The following is a 17,640-nucleotide window of genomic DNA, read 5'->3' on the forward strand; positions in this document are numbered from 1 at the left end:
ACCGCAGTGGCCAACCGCAACGCTGTAGCCCGCGCCTCAGCCGTCGAAATCGACGATCTGGATCAGCTTGAGCGCATCCGGGCGCAGACCGGCAATGTCCATCAGGTTCACGTCATCCGGCGTGAAGCTGCCCCAGCTTTCAACCAGCGCCGAGTTCGGCACGTCTTCCTTCACCGGGAATTCGTTGACGGCTTCGGCGTAGATCGCCTGGGCGGTGTCGGAGGCGAGGAATTCCATGAAGGCGAGCGCTTCGTCGCGGTTCGGCGCGGCCTTGGTCATCGCCATGCCGGAGACGTTCATGTGGGTGCCGCCGTCCTCGAAGGTGGGGAACTCGATGCGCACGGAATCGGCCCATTCCTTCTGCTCTTCGTCCGCAAGCATCGCGCCCATGTAATAGGTGTTGCCGAGCGAGATGTCGCATTCGCCGGCCCAGATCGCCTTGACCTGGCCACGGTCGTTGCCCTGCGGCTTGCGCGCGAGGTTGGCCTTGACGCCTTCGAGCCAGGCGGTGGCACCTTCTTCGCCGTGGTGGTGCAGCACCGCCGCGGTCAGCGCGACGTTATAGGCATTGGTGCCCGAACGGATGCAGATCCGGCCCTTCCACTTCGGGTCGACGAGGTCTTCGTAGGTCGTCACCTCACCCTCGGCCACACGCTCCTTCGAGGCGTAGACGATGCGCGCGCGGGTGGTCAGCCCGAACCACTCGTTGCCCGGATCGCGGAACTCGGACGGGATCTGCGCGCTCAGCACCTCGCTGTCCACCGGCTGGGTGACACCGGCGTCCACCAGTTCGGCAAGCCGCGAGATATCGACAGTCAGCACCACGTCGGCGGGAGAGCGGTCACCCTCGGCCTGAAGCCGCTCGACCATGCCCTTGTCGAGGAAGGCCACGTTGGTCGCGATACCGGTTTCCTCGGTGAAGGCGTCGAGCAGCGGCTGGATCAGTTCCTGCTGGCGGTAGGAATAGATGTTGACGTCGGCCGTTGCTGGCAGCGCGGTGAGCGCGGTGGCAAGGCCAAGTGCGGCGGTCAGGGAAAGTTTCAGGGTCATGCGGTCCTCCATGCATCAATGCGCTGGAGATACCCGAGCGATTTTGTCGGGTCAATACCTGATAAAGTTAGTCAGCTATTCCGGGAGGTCAATCTCGACCCAGATCGGCAGGTGGTCGGAGGCCACCCGCGCCAGCTTCGTTTCCACCACGCCGCCGTGCTTGAGCGCGATCTCCGGGCTGAGACCAACCCGGTCGAGCGCCGCCATCGGGCGCGAGGAATGAAACGACTTGCCCGGCGCGACGATCTCGAAATGATCCTGGAATTCCTCCATCCCGGCATGCGGCGACCATTCGTTGAAATCGCCGAGCACGGCGGTGGGCCGGTCGCAATGCTCCAGCGCCTGCCGGATCTGGCGCAACTGGCCGTGGCGGTGGCGCCGCATCAGCCCGAGGTGGACCCCCACCACCCGCAGTTGCCCGCCGATCACCGCCGAGACCGCGCCGCGTGGCTCAAGCCCATGCAGGACGATGCGCTGCGGGTCGCTCACGTCGACATCCTTGCGCACGAGGATCGCGTTGCCGTGAAAACCGATCGACACGTCGGTGATGGCCAGATCGACGGGGGCATAATCGGTGTGATCGGCGATGAGCTGGCGCGGCAGCGCCGTGGGCCGGGGCCCGAGCCGCTTGTCGGCTTCCTGCAGCACGATCACGTCGGCCCCGATCTGGTTGACCACATCGAGGATACGCCCCGGATCGCGGCGGCGATCAAGGCCAACGGCCTTGCGTATGTTGTAGCTTGCGAGTTTCATGCCTGCCTGATCTCAATATAGGGGCAGGCGCGCGCCACACAAAGCCTTCTGCGCTCAGGTGCCGCAGAAGGTCTGGCGCACCCGCTCGTCGGGGCGCGGCGGCTTGGCGTATTCGGCCGTGTCGGGCCCGTCATCGAAAGGATCGGCGAGCACCGCCATCAGCCGGTGGAACGGGGCGAAATCGCCCTGGGCGGCGGCCGTGATCATCTCTTCCACCCGGTGGTTGCGCGGGATGACGGCGGGGTTGGCGCTGCGCATCGTCGCGCTGGTATCGCCCGGTTCGCGGGCCAGCCGCGCCCGCCAGTCGGGGGCCCAGCTTTCCCACGCGCCCGGGTCGGTCACCAGCGCCGAAGCATCGCCGCTCGAAGCCAGCGCGCGGAAGGTGTTGGTGAAATCCGCACCGCTGGTCGACATCCGCTGCATCAACCCGACGATCAGCGCCTCGTCGCCCTCCTCGGCGCGGGTGAGACCGATCTTGGCGCGGAAGCGCGTGAGCCATGCCGCGCGGAAGACCGGGGCGAAGCCGTCGAGCGCATCCTGCGCGGCGGCAATGGCGGCGTCCTCGTCGGGGTCGATCAGCGGCAACAAGGCACTGGCGAGCTGGGCGAGGTTCCACATCGCGATATCGGGCTGGTTCTGGTAGGCGTAGCGCCCCATTCGGTCGATCGAGGAAAACACCGTGGCACCGTGGTAGGCATCCATGAAGGCGCAGGGGCCGTAGTCGATGGTTTCGCCGGAAATCGCCATGTTGTCGGTGTTCATCACGCCGTGGATGAAGCCGACGCTCATCCACCCCGCGACGAGCCGCGCCTGCGCCTCGCTGACCGCTGTGAGCAGCCCGAGCGGGCCTTCTGCCTCGGGGTAGTGCCGGGCGATGGCGTGGTCGGTGAGGGCTGCCAGCCCCTCGGTATCGCGCCGCGCCGCCAGCGCCTGGAAGGTGCCGACGCGAATATGGCTTGCCGCCACCCGCGCCAGAACCGCGCCGGGCATCGGCCCTTCGCGGTAAACCTCTTCGCCGGTGGTGGCCGCCGCGAGCGCGCGGGTGGTGGGAATGCCAAGCGCGTGCATCGCCTCGGAGACGACGTATTCGCGCAACACCGGCCCGAGCCAGGCCCGCCCGTCGCCGCCACGCGAAAACGGCGTGCGGCCTGCGCCCTTGAGCTGGATGTCGCGCCGGTTGCCGGCGTTGTCGATGACCTCGCCGAGCAGCACCGCGCGCCCGTCGCCAAGCTGCGGCACCCAGTTGCCGAACTGGTGGCCGGCGTAGAGCTGGGCGATCGGCTCGGCCCCCTCGGGCACCACGTTGCCGGCGATCACCTCGGCAGAAATGCTCTCGGGGGCGATGCCAAGCTCGCGCGCAAGCGACGCGTTCACCGCCACGAGGGCGGGGCTGGCCACGGGAACAGGGGCTTGCCGGGCAAACAGCCGCTCGGGCAGCCGGGAATAGGAATTGTCGAATGTCGCGCGCATGGGAGAAATATGGGGCGGGCGGAGCGGATGTCCAGCGCAGGCGCACGATTTCGCACGCGCCCTCAGCGCCTCAGGGCAGCCGCGCGAGCCGTTCGGTGAGCAGGGCGAAGAAGCCGTCGGCATCGAGATCGCCGATGAACATCGCGTTGGGGGCGCGGTCTGTCACGCCCCACCAGTCGGCCACGGTCATCCCCCGGGTGAGGTCGGAGCGGGTTTCGATCTCGACGTTGATGTGACGCCCCGTGAACAACTCCGGCTTCAGCAGCCAGGCGATGGTGGTCGGGTCGTGCAGCGGGCCGCCCTCGGAGCCATACTTGGCGATGTCGAAGCGCTCGAAGAAATCCAGCATCTCGGCGGTGAAGCGCCCGGTGCGGGTGCCAAGGGTTGCAAAGGCGTCGAGCCGGGCGCGGGTGACCAGCGCCTTGTGCGTCACGTCGAGTGGCATCACCGTGAGCGGAACACCGGAGTGAAACACGATATCAGCGGCTTCCGGGTCAACGTAGATGTTGAACTCGGCCGCTGGCGTGATGTTGCCGACCTCGAAGTAGGCCCCGCCCATCAGCACGATTTCCGCGATGCGGGGCGCGATATCAGGCGCGCGCACGAGCGCGGTGGCGATGTTGGTGAGCGGGCCGATCGGGCAGAGCGTGACCGTGCCCGCAGGCTCGGCGCGCAGCGTGTCGATGATGAAGTCGACCGCGTGACCGGGTTGCAGCGGCATTGTGGGGTGCCAAAGCTCCGGCCCGTCGAGGCCGGTTTTTCCGTGGACGTGCTCGGCCGTCACCAGCGGGCGGCGCATCGGGGCGTCGCAGCCGGCAAACACCTTCACATCCGTCCGCCCCGCCAGTTCGCAGACGATCCGGGCGTTCTCGGCGGTGCGCGCCAGCGGCACGTTTCCGGCCACAGCGGTGAGGCCCAGAAGCTCGATCTCGGGGCTGGCGAGGGCCAGCAGGATGGCCACGGCATCGTCCTGTCCCGGGTCGGTATCGATGATGATTTTTCGCGCCATGATATGAATTTAAGCCGCGAGGTTCACCCAGATCGGGACATGGTCGGAGGGCTTTTCACGGGCGCGCACCTCCTTGTCGATCCGGCAATCTTCGAGCAGGTCGGCGCATTGCGGCGAGAGCAGGAAATGATCGATGCGGATACCGTCGTTGCGGGCCCATGCCCCGCGCTGGAAATCCCAGTAGGTGTAGAGCTCCGGTGCGTAGGTGCGGGCGCGCAGGGCGTCGGTGAGGCCGAGATTGACGAGGCGGCGGAAGGCCTCGCGGGTCTCGGGCAGGAACAGCGCGTCGTCCTTCCAGGCCTCCGGGCGGGCGGCGTCGACGGCTTGCGGGATGACGTTGAAATCGCCCGCCATCAGGAAGCATTCTTCTTGTGAAAGCAGATGCTTGGCGCGCGTAGTCAATCTTTCCATCCAGCGCAGCTTGTAGTCGTATTTCGGCCCCGGCGCAGGGTTGCCGTTGGGCAGGTAGAGGCCGCAGATCCGCACCGCCCTGTCGCCCACCACGGTGGCTTCGATGTAGCGCGCCTCCGCGTCGTCGATGCCGTCACGGCCCGCACCTTGCGCGTCTGGCAACCCGCGCCGCACGTCTTCGAGCGGCAGTTTCGAGATCAGGGCGACGCCGTTGAAGCTCTTTTGTCCATGGGTTTCAACGTTGTAGCCGAGGTCTTCAAAGGGCTCGCGGGGAAAGCCCTCGTCCATCGTCTTGATTTCCTGAAGGATCGCCACGTCGGGCGTGGCCTCCTTCACCCAGTCGAGCACGGCGGGAAGACGGGCCTTGATGCCGTTGATGTTGAAACTGGCAATCTTCATCGCGCGCTCCCCGGGGCTGGTTCGGCGCGAGATTAGCGGGCTTGCCACCGGGGCACAACGCATCGGCGATGGGGGGCCGGGCGCAAAGGGCTTGCCGCGTGGACATGCAATGATGCTATTATCTGAATACTCGCATTGATAAGCGAGCTACCCAAGGGAGGACTGAATGGGACGTATCAAGACCTTGGCCGCGCTTGGCGCGGCTGCCGTAATGCTGTCGGCGGCGCCGGTTGCCGCCGGCACCACCGAATGGCTGCGCGAAGGCACACAGATCATCAATGTCACCGACGATGGCGGACGGTTGTTCTGCACACGCGCCTCGGACGGATTCGAGATGTGCCACGGCATGCTTCAGGAGAGCCCCGGGACCTGGAAGGGCCCGAAAATGAAGCACCCCGACATGCCGGGGTTCATGACCTTCGCCGGCACCGTGCTGATCGGCAGCGACAAGCTCAAGATCGAGGGTTGCGTGCTTGGCGGGGCGGTCTGCGACGCCGAGATCTGGACCAAACAGTGATCGGTCCGCGCCGGGTGGCCTATGGCTGCCCGGCAATCGACGTGCCCGCCGCATGGGCCGAGGACCAGGCCCATTGGAAGTTGTAGCCGCCAAGCCAGCCGGTCACGTCGACCGCTTCACCGATGAAGTAGAGGCCGGGCAGGTGGCGCGATTCCATCGTCTGCGATGAAAGCCCCGCGGTGTCGATGCCGCCCAGCGTCACCTCCGCCGTGCGCCAGCCCTCGGAGCCGGTCGGGGTGAGCTGCCAGCCGTGCAGCGCGGCGGCGATCTCGGCAAGCCGCGCGTCGGGCTGATCGGCAAGGCGGGCGGCAAGGCCAAGCGCGGGGGCGAGGTGGTCGACCAGCCGGGCGGGCAGGGCAGCCGCAAGCACGCTGGCAAGCGCCCGCCGCCCGGCGCGCTGGCGCTCGCTGCGCAGGAGATCAAAAAGGTCGCGCCCCGGCGCGAGATCGAGCGTGATCGCCTCGCCCTCGCGCCAGTAGGACGACAACTGGAGCACCGCCGGGCCGGAGAGGCCGCGGTGGGTGAACAGGATTTGCTCGTTGAAACCGGTGCGGGCGTTGGAAACCCGCGCAGGCAGCGAAACGCCGGAGAGCGGTGCGAAGCGGTCGCCGAAAGTGAGCGGCACGAGGGCGGGGCGCGGCTCGACCAAGGCGTGGCCGAACTGGCGCGCCACGTCATAGGCAAAGCCGGTGGCGCCCATCTTCGGGATCGACTTGCCGCCGGTCGCGATCACCAGGTTCCTGGCCGTGAACGTGCCTGACTCGGTGGTCACCCGGAAGCGGCCATCCGCATGGGCAAGGTCGCGCACCGGGGTGGCGAGGCACAGCTCGGCCCCGGCGGCGCGGGCCTCGGTGAGCAGCATCTCGACCACCTGCGTGGACTTGCCGTCGCAGAACAACTGGCCAAGGGTCTTTTCGTGCCAGGCGATGCCGTGGCGGGCGATGAGGTCGATGAAATCCCACTGGGTGTAGCGCGCCAGCGCCGATTTGGCGAAATGCGGGTTTTCCGAGAGGAAATTCGCCGCCGTCACGTCGAGGTTGGTGAAATTGCAGCGCCCGCCGCCGGAAATGCGCACCTTTTCGGCGGGTTTGGCGATATGATCAAGCACCAGCGTGCGCCCGCCGGTATGGGCCGCGCAGAACAGCCCGGCCGCGCCGGCACCGATGATGATGGTGTGATAGACCCCGCTCATGGACCCGGGTTGAGCACGCAGCGCCGCCGGTGACAAGGCCGCCGCAGCGCCGTTGCGCAATTGCCGCCCGGGGGTGTGCCGTTACATGGCGATGCTAGACAAGGCGCGCGGGAGGTCGTAACAGGCGGGCGCGAGGCGCTTCGTTAGCGCTAACCCAATTCGAAGGAGCAGAACCATGGTTTCGCGTGTCATCCCGGTGGAGGCCTTCGACCTAGTGATCTTCGGCGGCACCGGCGATCTCGCCCGGCGCAAGATCCTGCCCGGGCTGTTTCGCAGGTTCAAGGATGGCCAGATCCCCGATGAAGCTCGAATCATCGGCGCGGCGCGCTCCGACATGACGTCCGAGGATTACCGCGCACAGGTCTTTGATGCGCTGAACGAGTTCCTGCCGATCTCGAAGCGCGATCAGAAGGCGCTCGACGCCTTCCTCGCGCGGATCGACTATGTTGGCATCGACGCGACGGGCACCCATGGCTGGTCCGATCTGGCCAGGTTGATGCGCCCGGGACTGGTGCAGGCGTTCTATTTCTCGGTCGCGCCGGCGCTGTTCGGCGACCTTGCCAAGCGGTTGCACAAGCACAAGATCGCCGGTCCGGAGGCGCGGATCGTGGTGGAGAAGCCTTTCGGCCACGATCTGACCTCGGCGCGCGACCTCAACGCCACGCTGGCGCGGCATTTCGACGAGCAGCAGATCTACCGGATCGACCATTATCTCGGCAAGGAGACGGTGCAGAACCTGATGGCGGTGCGCTTCGGCAACCTGTTGTTCGAGCCGCTGTGGCGCAACCAGTATATCGACCATGTTCAGATCACCGTGGCCGAAACCGTGGGCGTGGGCGGGCGCGGGGCTTATTATGACAAGTCGGGCGCGATGCGCGACATGGTGCAGAACCACCTGATGCAGCTTCTGTGCCTGATCGCGATGGAGCCGCCGGCGCGGTTCGACCCCGACGCGGTGCGCGACGAGAAGCTCAAGGTGATCCGCGCCCTCGAGCCGGTGGAGCCGGGCGAGGTGGTGCGCGGGCAATACAAGGCCGGGGCCGAGACGCTTTCCTACCGCGACGACGCCGAGAACCCCGCGAGCCGCACCGAGAGCTTCATCGCGATGAAGCTGCACGTGGCGAACTGGCGCTGGAACGGCACGCCGTTCTACCTGCGCACCGGCAAGCGGATGAAATCGCGGGTCTCCGAGATCGTGGTGCGCTTCAAGGAGCCGCCGCATTCGATCTTCGAGGAAGACACCGGCCAGAGCGCCAACGAGCTGACCATCCGGCTTCAACCAAACGAGGGGATGGACCTCACGGTCACGATCAAGGAACCCGGCCCGGGTGGCATGCGGCTGATCGACGTGCCGCTCGACATGACCTTCGCCGAGGCGCTCGGCGAGGAGGCGGCGGATGTGCCCGACGCCTACGAGCGGCTGATCATGGATGTGATCCGCGGCAACCAGACCCTGTTCATGCGCGGCGACGAGGTTGAAGCGGCCTGGGCCTGGACCGATCCGGTGATCGCCGCCTGGGAGGCGCGCGAGGAAAAGCCGATGGGGTACGAACCCGGCTCGACGGGGCCGGAAGAGGCGCTTATCCTGATGCACAAGGATGGCCGCCGCTGGAGGGAGATCGGATCATGAAACTCGTTGAATATTCCGACAAGGACATGCTGTGGCTCGCGTTGGCCGACACCATCGCGGGCGAGTTGAACGGGGTGCTCGTCACCGGCGAGCGGGCCTCTTTCGCGGTGCCGGGCGGCACCACGCCGGGGCCGCTGTTCGACCTGCTCTCGGTGATCTCGCTGGACTGGGCGCGCATCGACGTGTTGTTGACCGACGAACGCTGGGTGCCCGAGACCAGTCCGCGCTCGAACGCGCGGCTGTTGCGCGAGCGGCTGTTGATCGACAAGGCGGCGGCGGCGACCTTTCTGCCCTACTACACCGGCGGCGATGCACCCGATGTCGATCTCGCCGATGTGGCGGGCCGGGTCGAGGCGTTGGCGCCGCTTACCGTGGTGTTGCTCGGCATGGGCGAAGACATGCACACCGCGAGCCTGTTTCCCGGTGCCGACAATCTCGAAAAGGCGCTGCGCCCGGGTGCGCCTGCGCTGGTGGCGATGAGCGCGCCGGAGGCGGGCGAGCCACGGGTGACGCTTTCGGCCGAGGTGATCAACGGTGCGATGAACAAGCACCTCGTCATTCTGGGGGCGGCCAAGCGCGCGGCGCTGGAACGGGCCGAGGCGCTGGGGGATCCGATGGAGGCCCCGGTATCCGCCGTGCTCGACGGGCTCACGGTGCATTGGGCGGAAAGCTGACAGGCGGAGACACGCGACATGGTTTGGGCGGAACTCAAGGCGCACCGTGCGGCGCAGGGAGACCTGCGCATCGAGACGCTGTTCGAGGATGCGGCCCGCGCGGGTGAGTTCTCGGTGCGGGCCGATGGCCTTCTGTTCGACTATTCGAAAACCCTGATCGATGCGGAGGCGCGCGCGCTGCTCTTGAAGCTCGCCGACGAGGCGGGCGTGGCGGCGCGGCGCGGCGCGATGTTTGCGGGCGAGAAGATCAACGAGACCGAAGGCCGCGCGGTGCTGCATACCGCGCTGCGCCACCCCGGGCCGGGGCCGGTGGAGGTGGATGGCGTCGACGTGTTGCCCGGCGTGCACGAAACCCTCGCGCGGATGGAGGATTTCGCCGAAGGTCTGCGCTCGGGCCGGGTGCGGCCGCCCGGCGGCGGGCGTTTCACCGACGTGGTCAACATCGGCATCGGCGGCTCCGATCTCGGGCCCGCGATGGCGACGCTGGCGCTGGCCCCCTACCACGACGGGCCGCGGGTGCATTATGTCTCCAACGTCGATGGCGCGCATATCCGCGACGTGCTCGACCGGATCGACCCCGCCTCGACGCTGGTGATCGTCGCCTCCAAGACCTTCACCACGATCGAGACCATGACCAACGCCGCCACCGCCCGCGACTGGCTGTCGCGCAGCGTCGGCGCGGAGGCGGCAAGCCGGCATTTCGCGGCGCTCTCCTCGGCCACCGACAAGACCGCCAACTGGGGGATCGACCCGTCCCGGGTGTTCGGTTTCGAGGATTGGGTCGGCGGGCGCTATTCGCTCTGGGGGCCGATCGGGCTCGGGCTGATGATCGCGGTGGGGCCGAAGTATTTTCGCGAGATGCTCGCGGGCGGCCACGCGATGGATGTGCATTTCCAGCGCGCCGAGGGGGCCGACAACATGCCGCTGATGCTCGCGCTCACCGGGATCTGGCACGCGCAGGTCTGCGGCCATGCCACCCGCGCGGTGCTGCCCTATGAGCAGCGGCTGGCGCGGCTGCCGGCCTATCTCCAGCAACTCGAGATGGAATCGAACGGCAAGCGCGTGGCGATGGACGGCGCGGCGCTGGGCGTGGCCTCCGGCCCGGTGGTCTGGGGCGAGCCCGGCACCAACGGCCAGCACGCCTTCTACCAGCTCATCCACCAGGGCACCCAGGTGGTGCCTTGCGAGTTCATGGTCGGGGCCAAGGGCCACGAGCCGGACCTTGCCCATCAACACCGCCTGCTGGTGGCCAATTGCCTTGCGCAATCGGAGGCGCTGATGAAGGGGCGCGGGCTTGACGCGGCGCGCGCGCTGATGCTGGAGGCCGGGTTTTCCGGTGACGAGCTGGAACGCCAGGCCCGCCACCGGGTGTTTCCCGGCAACCGGCCTTCGACCACGCTGGCCTATCCGAAGCTCACGCCCTTCGTGCTCGGCCAGATCATCGCGCTCTACGAGCACCGGGTGTTCGTCGAGGGGGTGATCTTCGGGATCAATTCCTTCGATCAATGGGGCGTGGAGCTTGGCAAGGCGCTGGCCCGCGATCTGGAGCCGATCGTGGCCGGCGAGGTGAGCCCCGAGGGCAAGGACGGCTCGACGGCGCAGCTCGTGGCCTACCTGCGTGCGGGGCAAGGCTGAACGACCGGCCCCCCCCGGCGTCAATCGCGCGGGCGGGCGCGTTTTTCGAGCCGGGCCGGTGCAGTGCCGCGTCCAAGGCACGACGCGCCGTGGACAGCATGCCCTGCGGGCCGGGGACCCGACCAAGGACGGGGTAACACGCCCGCCGCGTTGCGGGGCCTGTCGGGGCGAGTTTCAGCTTGAAGGACCGGCCCGGATCACGTAGTGCTCATTTTTGAGCGACTGTCGATGACCACGCGTTCCAGATCTCTGTCTATCCCTGCACGGGCCGCGATGGCAAGGCCCGGTGCGGTAGCCGTGGCGCAAGGGCGCGCGGCGTGACCCGGCGCGAGGCCGCACGCGAAGAGGCGCATTTCCAGGTGCTGCGCCTGCTCGGGGACAACCCCGAACTCAGCACCCGCGAGATCGCCGACGCGGTGGGGGTGTCGAACGGCTCAGCCTATTACCTGCTGAAGGCGCTCGCCGAGAAGGGATTCGTGAAATTCGAGCGGTTCATCTCGTCGAGCCACAAGGGGCGCTACGCCTACATCCTGACACCGAAGGGCCTGTCGGAGAAATCCCGCCTCACGGCGCGGTTCCTCGGCCGCAAGCTCAAGCAATACGAGGCGCTGCAGGAAGAGATCGCCGAGCTTCGGCGTGATCTGGAGGGGGCGGGGGACGCAGGTGGCGTGGTGGCGGGGAAGTCGGGGGAGTGAAGCGGTGTGGTGTGTGTGTTGCGTTATCGGGCGTTTGGGGGGGATTGCATGCATATGGGAGAGGCGTCCGGCGGAGCATGTCATGGTGGTAATCGAAGCATGAATCCGGTGATGATCCCGATTGACCATGTCGGGGACGTCCGAAAGCAAGGGCATGGCCTTGGCTGACGTGCCGGACAGCCGCACTTTGAGGAACCGCGTCTCTGCGCGCCTGTTCGGCGGTGCCTCTGGTGGGGTGTTCCGCGGGATGGCGACACTGGCCCTCGGGAGCGGCATCGGCCGGGTGATCGGGATTGCCGCTATCCCGATCCTGACGCGGCTCTACAGCCCTGAGGATTTCGGCGTCCTGGCCGTCTTCACTGCGCTGGTGGCAATCCTCGCGCCGCTGGTCACGCTGCGCTATGTGCTGGCACTGCCCTTGCCGCGCCATGACGGGGTGGCAATGAACCTGTTGGCGATCTCGGTCGGGCTGATGCTGGTGCTCTCGGCTGTGGTCGCGCTGGCGTTGTGGTTGGGGGGCGAGGCGCTGCTGGGCCTTGTCTCGATGCAGGTTCTGGCACCGTGGTGGTGGTTAATCGCGCTCGGCGTTCTGGGCACGGCGACCTATGAGATGCTGACGCTCTGGGCCACGCGTAAGCGCGCCTACAAGGTGATCGCGCAAACCAAAGTTACGCAGAGTGCTGCGGGTGCGGTGATCAAGATCGCGCTCGGTCTTGCTTCGCTCCAGCCGCTGGGGCTGCTGGTGGGGCAGGTGGTGGCACAGGCGGGCGGGATCGGAAGGTTGATGCGCGGGTTCCTGTCCGAGTTCCGGGCGTCTTGGCGTCATGTCAGCAGGTCGCGGATGAGGAAAGCCGCTAGGCGGCACAGGGGATTTCCGATCTGGCGGGTGCCTTCGCAGTTTCTGATGGTTTTCTCAGTGCAGGCACCGATGTTGTTCATAGCTGCACTCTACGATCCGCAGACGACGGGACAGTTCGGTTTGGCGGTTATGGCGCTCTCGGTGCCAATAAACCTGCTCGGACGCACCACCTCGCAAGCGTTTTTCGCCGAGGCGTCATTACTTGGAGCGCGACGCTCTAGCGAGATCAGGACGATGTTGAAATCGGTCATGTTTCGCCTGGGAGCCGTTTCGGTGCTCCCCGCTTTGGTCCTCCTCGTGTTCGGCGAGCCGCTTTTCGCGTTTTTGTTCGGAGGCGAATGGGTCCAGGCTGGCTTGTTCGCGCAAGCGCTCGCAATCTATCTCTTCTTCCAGTTTATCCAGGCCCCCGTGGCGCATGTTTTCAATATCTTTGATGGGCATCGGCAGTTGCTGTTTCTCAATGTTCAGCGGGTTGCATTGATTGCCGCCGTGTTCGGCATGTCACATGGTCTGTCCTGGACATCAGAATTCGCGGTATGGGCATATGCCCTGACGCTTTCGCTGCACTATGCCTTGAGCGCGGTCTATGCCTATCGCTTTATCCCAATCAGGTCTCGGGGAAGATAGATGGAACTCATCACAAACGGCAGGAGCAGCCTAAATGGCAGCGTAACGGTTAGCGGAGCTAAAAACTCGGCGACAAGAGTATTGGCCGCTGCACTGCTGAGCGAAGAAAGCGTCACGCTGAGGAATTTTCCACTCGAATTGGAAGACGTAAAGTCAAAAATGGCTTTCATCAGGGCAATGGGTGCGCTTCTGATCATTGATCCCGAAAACGAAGAACTTCGCATCGATGGCCGTGATCTTGGTTTTGACCAGATTACCGATTTTGAGCTCCCTATCCGAACCACCTATCTGCTCGCAGGTGGTGCCTTGGCGCGCCACGGTCATGCGCGCGTACCCTACCCGGGGGGGTGCAAAATCGGTAGCCGTGGCTATGATTTGCACATCATGGTATGGGAATCCTTGGGCTGCAAAGTCGAGGAGAAGCCGAATTATATAGAGATAGCAGGGTACCTGCGCGGTGGCGAGATTGACTTTCCTATCTCGACCGTTGGAGGAACTGAAAACGCACTGATTTGTGCAGCCGTAGCTCAAGGTAGCACCAATATTCGCAATGCTTATGTAACTCCTGAAGTTCAGGATCTGATCAGTTTTCTCATAGAGATGGGCGCGCGCATCAAGCTGGAAGGCAGTAGTCACATTCATGTTGAGGGCGCAGCGGGGTTGCTAGGCAGCGCAACGTTCTCAATCATGCCGGACCGAATTGAAGCGCTGACTTGGATTGTGCTTGGCGCAGTGAATGGCGGGCGGATTCTAATTCGGAACGTGCCGTTTGATACCATGCAAGTCCCGCTTATCCATTTACGAGATGCAGGTTTGGACTTTTTTGCAAACAGCGATACAGTGCTGGTTGGCCCGGATTGTATAGGCCCTCATGGATTGCAGCCTTTCGAACTTGCAACAGGAACACATCCCGGCGTGATTTCTGATATGCAGTCCTTTTTTGTTTTTTTGGCGTTGTTCGCCAACGGTCGATCTATTGTTCATGATTATCGCTACCCTGAACGGATCGCCTACGTACGGGAACTCGCAAATTTTGCTCCGGGGGCAGTTGACGCGGAACCTTCACGGATAACGGTTCGAGGTCCAGTGAAGCTTACCGGTTCGAAAACCAGATCGACTGACCTCAGGGGTAGCATGGCCCAAATCATGGCGGCGCTTTGTGCTGAAGGCTCCAGCCGAGTTGAAGGTGTCGAAATGGCATTGCGCGGATACAACCGACTACCAGAAAAACTGCGCTCGCTTGGGGCGGATGTGAAATGGACCAGCTGAACGAGGCCGCTATCGCCGAGCTAACCGCGCTTTGCCCCGGTGGCGTTGCGCGTGATGTGGACCTTTCCGCAATCAGCCGATGGCGGATCGGCGGGCGCGCTGATCTGGTGCTGCGTCCGTCATCGACTGCGGAAGTTTCGGCATTGATGCGTTGGTTTTCGGCACAAGGCATCCGACCCGTCGTGATCGGCCTGACCAGCAACCTGCTCTTTGACGATGCCGGGCTGCGTGCCCCCTGCATCCAGATCGGGGAACGCATGGCGCATGTTAACATCAAAGGTCAGCAGGCATGGGCCCAAGCCGGGGCCTGGGTCCCGGGGTTTGCACGCAAGCTCATGCAGGCCTGGCTCAGTGGTGCCGAGCATATTTGCGGCATTCCCGGCACCTTGGGGGGGTTGATCTGCATGAATGGCGGCAGCCAGCGAAAGGGTATCGGTAGCAGTATTGTGGAGGTAGAGAGCGTGGACGCTACGGGCAAGGTCCGCAACCGGCCAGCGCAGGACTGCGCTTTCGGCTATCGCCAATCGGTGTTCCAGACGAATGGCGAGATCATCACCGCCGCCAGCCTGCGTTTTTCGTCCCGCCCGCGCGCGGAAATTCGATCCGAGATGCGTACGATCCTCGCCGAGAGGCGCCGCAAGTTCCCGCGCAAGGAGCCCAATTGCGGGTCAGTCTTCAAATCAAACCCTGCAATGTATGCCGAGATCGGCCCGCCGGGCGCTGCGATCGAACGTTTGGGTTTCAAAGGGGCACGCGAAGGTGGCGCACTCGTTTCACCACAGCACGCGAACTTCATCGTAAACACGGGCAGAGCCACGGCTACCGAAGTACTGACGTTGATCGCCCGTATCGGCAGTGCAGTCGAGGCGGCGACAGGTTACCGTATGGCGGCCGAGGCGTGCTTCGTACAGGCCGACGGCACCATCCAGCCCGCTGACACCGTCTTGAATGAGATCACCATATGACCGAAGCGCCGCCCAAGGTCTCTGTTGTCTGCGCCTGGTATAACCGCGCCGACTTCATCCGCGACACGATCGACAGCCTGCTCGCACAGGATTATCCCAATTTCGACATTACCGTCGTCAATGACGGCAGCCCCGACCCACGTGTGCGCGAGATACTCGACAGCTATGACGACCCCCGCCTGCGTGTAATTCATCAGGACAACACAGGTTTCACGCGCGCCATCCGTCGCGCGATCGATGAGAGTGATGGAGAATACATAGCGATACAAGGGGCCGGGGATTTGTCGTTGCCGCGGCGGTTGTCCGCGCAGGTTGAAGCGATCACAATAGATAATAGATTCTCAATTGTAGGATGTTGGTATTCAGACCAAAGCGAAAACAGTGAATCCGAAGTGCTACGGCGTCCCGAAGCATCTTGCGAGAGACAAATGGCCTATTTCATGTTCTCGCAAGGTGAGCTGATGTATCGTAGGAAAACGTATGATAGTGTTGGGGGCTATCGAACATTATTCACCGTCGGCCAAGGAGCTGATTTATGGATGCGGATGCTTAGGACAACAACCTCATACGTCCTGGAAGACAAACTGTATATCCGGCGTTTGTTCGCAGATGGCGTTTCCAATAATTCCAGAAAACTACGTCTACGGAATGAACTAACCAAATTAAGAATAGCTAGTGAAATATACTATAGAAGAACAAATATTGATCCAATTGACGAATATGGGCAGTACGCACCATTATTTCTATTTAAGGCGACATATTCTGTAAGAGTGTTCCTTGGATTGGAGGTGCTCCGCAATTTTTTCAGGTTCCCAAGAAAATGACTTTCAGCGTTGTAATTCCCGTTCACAATAAAGAAGCATACATTGCAAGATCAATTGAATCCGTGCTTGCGCAGGAGTTTCAGGATTTCGAAATTCTAGTCGTCGAAGATGCTTCTACAGATGCAAGCGCAAGAATCATAGAGTCATTGGTGGATGATCGTATAACTATCATTAAAAGATTCAGACCCGGTCCAGGAGGATACCTTGCAAGAAATGAAGGAGCAGACAAAGCAATTGGAGATTGGATCGTATTTCTGGATGCAGATGATGAGTGGGATCGAAATCATCTCTCAACGTTAGACGAGTTAATCAGTAAGTATCCTAAAGCTGACTTTTTAGCAACAGGATATCGCGTTTGTGATGGGCGTCGGGTCAAGGAGGTTCACGTTCCTTATGAATGCTCTTTTTCTCCTTGCAAGGCGCTAAAGAGAATCCTCCATGTAGACTATATACATACCAACTCTACTTGTATACGTCGGTCTCTGTATAAGCGCGTAGAAGGCTTCAATACAAAGATGGGGTGGAAGCGTGGTGGCGATACTGAGTTTTGGCTTAGACTTATCTCATCTGCGAGGGAAACAGCGTTCTCCGACAAAGTTACTACTACGTGGAAATATGACCGGAGCGAAATTACAAGAGCGAATATACCTCATGACCTTCAACATCCTGTTATTACGCACCTAAATTCACACAGTTTATCCGGATTTATTCATTGCCAAGGAGTTTTAAAATCATACGTTTTCAAAAAGTGGTTAACATGGGAAGTGCTTAGAAGCAAGGGGTTCGTGAGGATTCTATGGATTGCTATATTGGTTCCGACGCATCCCATCGTGTCCGTGCGTTTTTTTGTAGATGCCATTGTAAGAGGCCTTAGCCGAATTTGGTAAAACGAATCTTTTTATAGGAAGTGGACCACCTTGTATGGGGCGTTCTAGCGCCATGGATCGCCGCACTTGATGTTCAGATGAGCCGGGGTTAAGATCGAAGGCGGAGACGAGTGACTCACCCGCCAGCACATTGGCCTCAATAGGGGCTGGTGCAAATGAAGCTCAGCATCACCGAAGAACCGCTGGAGATACGCGCCGTCGAGTTTACTGGTCGCCATATCCGTGTCGCCCCGCTGGTTCCCGGTTTCTCTGTCGGATCGCAGATGACAAGGAGACAGGAAACGGTGCGGGAGACGGTGCTTAAGAGCCTAGAATCTACCATGATGCCCTCGGGCATCGCTGCGCTTATGCTTACAATCCGTCCCCACAGGAACGAGTAGCCCCGGACGACACTCATGGCCGGAGCGAAGGATCAAAACTTGGCCTTGAAGAAACCAAAAAAACCCGAAAAGCCCTCTGGAAACCATGAAGTGAGTATTCCCGCCAAGACTGGGAATATACTAAGAAGCTTGATGTGAAACTGCAGAGCCTACGGTTCATGGCTTGGTACTACTCCCACCAGGTTCCAGACTTCCGAGTTCGGACGGCCGTGTTGAAACGCTACACGCGTGCCGGGAGTTTTATCACAGTAATCGCGAGATTGGTCTGTCCTTGGGAAAGGGAAACCCGGCAATCATCCCTTCGTTTACCAAAGCCAATTCTCTATGCTAAGTGTTCACTTGTGAAAGGAAAAATTGTGCGTTTGTGTGAAATACAATGCCTATAGAGATTGCT

The 17,640-nt window shown here is 62.6% G+C and carries 16 protein-coding genes; 10 read left to right on the forward strand and 6 right to left on the reverse strand.

Annotation, left to right across the window (positions count from 1 at the left end; translation table 11 throughout):
- Window positions 1–36 precede the first annotated feature (36 nt).
- The 5 genes from B9Y97_RS15795 to xth all read right to left on the reverse strand — a co-directional run bounded on the left by B9Y97_RS15795 (window position 37) and on the right by xth (window position 5,092).
- Window positions 37–1,050 carry a Fe(3+) ABC transporter substrate-binding protein gene (locus B9Y97_RS15795; protein ID WP_085528305.1) on the reverse strand — a complete coding sequence of 338 codons (1,014 nt, stop codon included), beginning with the start codon at window positions 1,048–1,050 and terminating at the stop codon, window positions 37–39.
- 75 nt (window positions 1,051–1,125) lie between these two features.
- Window positions 1,126–1,803 (reverse strand): endonuclease/exonuclease/phosphatase family protein, encoded by a 678-nt coding sequence (locus tag B9Y97_RS15800; RefSeq protein ID WP_085527646.1) that lies wholly within the window; start codon window positions 1,801–1,803, stop codon window positions 1,126–1,128.
- A gap of 54 nt (window positions 1,804–1,857) precedes the next feature.
- Entirely contained in the window at window positions 1,858–3,273 is a 1,416-nt protein-coding gene (locus B9Y97_RS15805) for a protein adenylyltransferase SelO (protein ID WP_085527647.1), read from the reverse strand.
- A 70-nt stretch (window positions 3,274–3,343) separates the two neighbouring features.
- On the reverse strand, window positions 3,344–4,282 hold the full coding sequence (locus B9Y97_RS15810; RefSeq protein WP_176224392.1) for a nucleoside hydrolase: 939 nt from the start codon (window positions 4,280–4,282) through the stop codon (window positions 3,344–3,346).
- 9 nt (window positions 4,283–4,291) lie between these two features.
- The gene (xth, locus tag B9Y97_RS15815; protein WP_085527649.1) at window positions 4,292–5,092 is read right to left on the reverse strand and encodes an exodeoxyribonuclease III; all 801 of its coding nucleotides are present in this window, start codon (window positions 5,090–5,092) and stop codon (window positions 4,292–4,294) included.
- Window positions 5,093–5,258: 166 nt separating this feature from the next.
- Here xth and B9Y97_RS15820 point away from each other — a divergent pair, with 166 nt between their 5' ends.
- Entirely contained in the window at window positions 5,259–5,609 is a 351-nt protein-coding gene (locus B9Y97_RS15820) for a DUF2147 domain-containing protein (protein WP_085527650.1), read from the forward strand.
- Window positions 5,610–5,628: 19 nt separating this feature from the next.
- Here the strand turns inward: B9Y97_RS15820 and B9Y97_RS15825 are convergent, their stop codons facing one another.
- Entirely contained in the window at window positions 5,629–6,801 is a 1,173-nt protein-coding gene (locus B9Y97_RS15825; protein ID WP_085527651.1) for a BaiN/RdsA family NAD(P)/FAD-dependent oxidoreductase, read from the reverse strand.
- 175 nt (window positions 6,802–6,976) lie between these two features.
- Here B9Y97_RS15825 and zwf point away from each other — a divergent pair, with 175 nt between their 5' ends.
- The 9 genes from zwf (at window position 6,977) to B9Y97_RS15870 (ending at window position 16,866) form a co-directional block, all read left to right on the forward strand.
- A complete protein-coding gene (gene zwf, locus B9Y97_RS15830) occupies window positions 6,977–8,431 on the forward strand; it encodes a glucose-6-phosphate dehydrogenase (RefSeq protein ID WP_085527652.1) in 1,455 nt (484 codons plus the stop codon).
- Window positions 8,428–9,105 (forward strand): 6-phosphogluconolactonase, encoded by a 678-nt coding sequence (gene pgl, locus B9Y97_RS15835; RefSeq protein WP_085527653.1) that lies wholly within the window; start codon window positions 8,428–8,430, stop codon window positions 9,103–9,105. The genes zwf and pgl overlap by 4 nt, the downstream gene beginning before the upstream one ends.
- A gap of 18 nt (window positions 9,106–9,123) precedes the next feature.
- Window positions 9,124–10,740 carry a glucose-6-phosphate isomerase gene (gene pgi / locus B9Y97_RS15840; protein ID WP_085527654.1) on the forward strand — a complete coding sequence of 539 codons (1,617 nt, stop codon included), beginning with the start codon at window positions 9,124–9,126 and terminating at the stop codon, window positions 10,738–10,740.
- A 317-nt stretch (window positions 10,741–11,057) separates the two neighbouring features.
- Window positions 11,058–11,435 carry a MarR family EPS-associated transcriptional regulator gene (locus B9Y97_RS15845; RefSeq protein ID WP_085527655.1) on the forward strand — a complete coding sequence of 126 codons (378 nt, stop codon included), beginning with the start codon at window positions 11,058–11,060 and terminating at the stop codon, window positions 11,433–11,435.
- Window positions 11,436–11,562: 127 nt separating this feature from the next.
- Complete coding sequence (locus tag B9Y97_RS15850) at window positions 11,563–12,921, forward strand: oligosaccharide flippase family protein (RefSeq protein ID WP_085527656.1); 1,359 nt, start codon at window positions 11,563–11,565, stop codon at window positions 12,919–12,921.
- A complete protein-coding gene (locus B9Y97_RS15855; RefSeq protein WP_085527657.1) occupies window positions 12,922–14,190 on the forward strand; it encodes a UDP-N-acetylglucosamine 1-carboxyvinyltransferase in 1,269 nt (422 codons plus the stop codon).
- Window positions 14,178–15,155 carry a UDP-N-acetylmuramate dehydrogenase gene (gene murB, locus B9Y97_RS15860; RefSeq protein ID WP_085527658.1) on the forward strand — a complete coding sequence of 326 codons (978 nt, stop codon included), beginning with the start codon at window positions 14,178–14,180 and terminating at the stop codon, window positions 15,153–15,155. Before B9Y97_RS15855 ends, murB begins: the two co-directional genes overlap by 13 nt.
- Complete coding sequence (locus tag B9Y97_RS15865) at window positions 15,152–15,979, forward strand: glycosyltransferase family 2 protein (protein ID WP_085527659.1); 828 nt, start codon at window positions 15,152–15,154, stop codon at window positions 15,977–15,979. Before murB ends, B9Y97_RS15865 begins: the two co-directional genes overlap by 4 nt.
- Complete coding sequence (locus B9Y97_RS15870) at window positions 15,976–16,866, forward strand: glycosyltransferase family 2 protein (RefSeq protein WP_085527660.1); 891 nt, start codon at window positions 15,976–15,978, stop codon at window positions 16,864–16,866. The genes B9Y97_RS15865 and B9Y97_RS15870 overlap by 4 nt, the downstream gene beginning before the upstream one ends.
- Window positions 16,867–17,640 lie beyond the last annotated feature (774 nt).

The organism is Maritimibacter sp. HL-12, assembly GCF_900177545.1.
Lineage (GTDB): Bacteria > Pseudomonadota > Alphaproteobacteria > Rhodobacterales > Rhodobacteraceae > Sinisalibacter.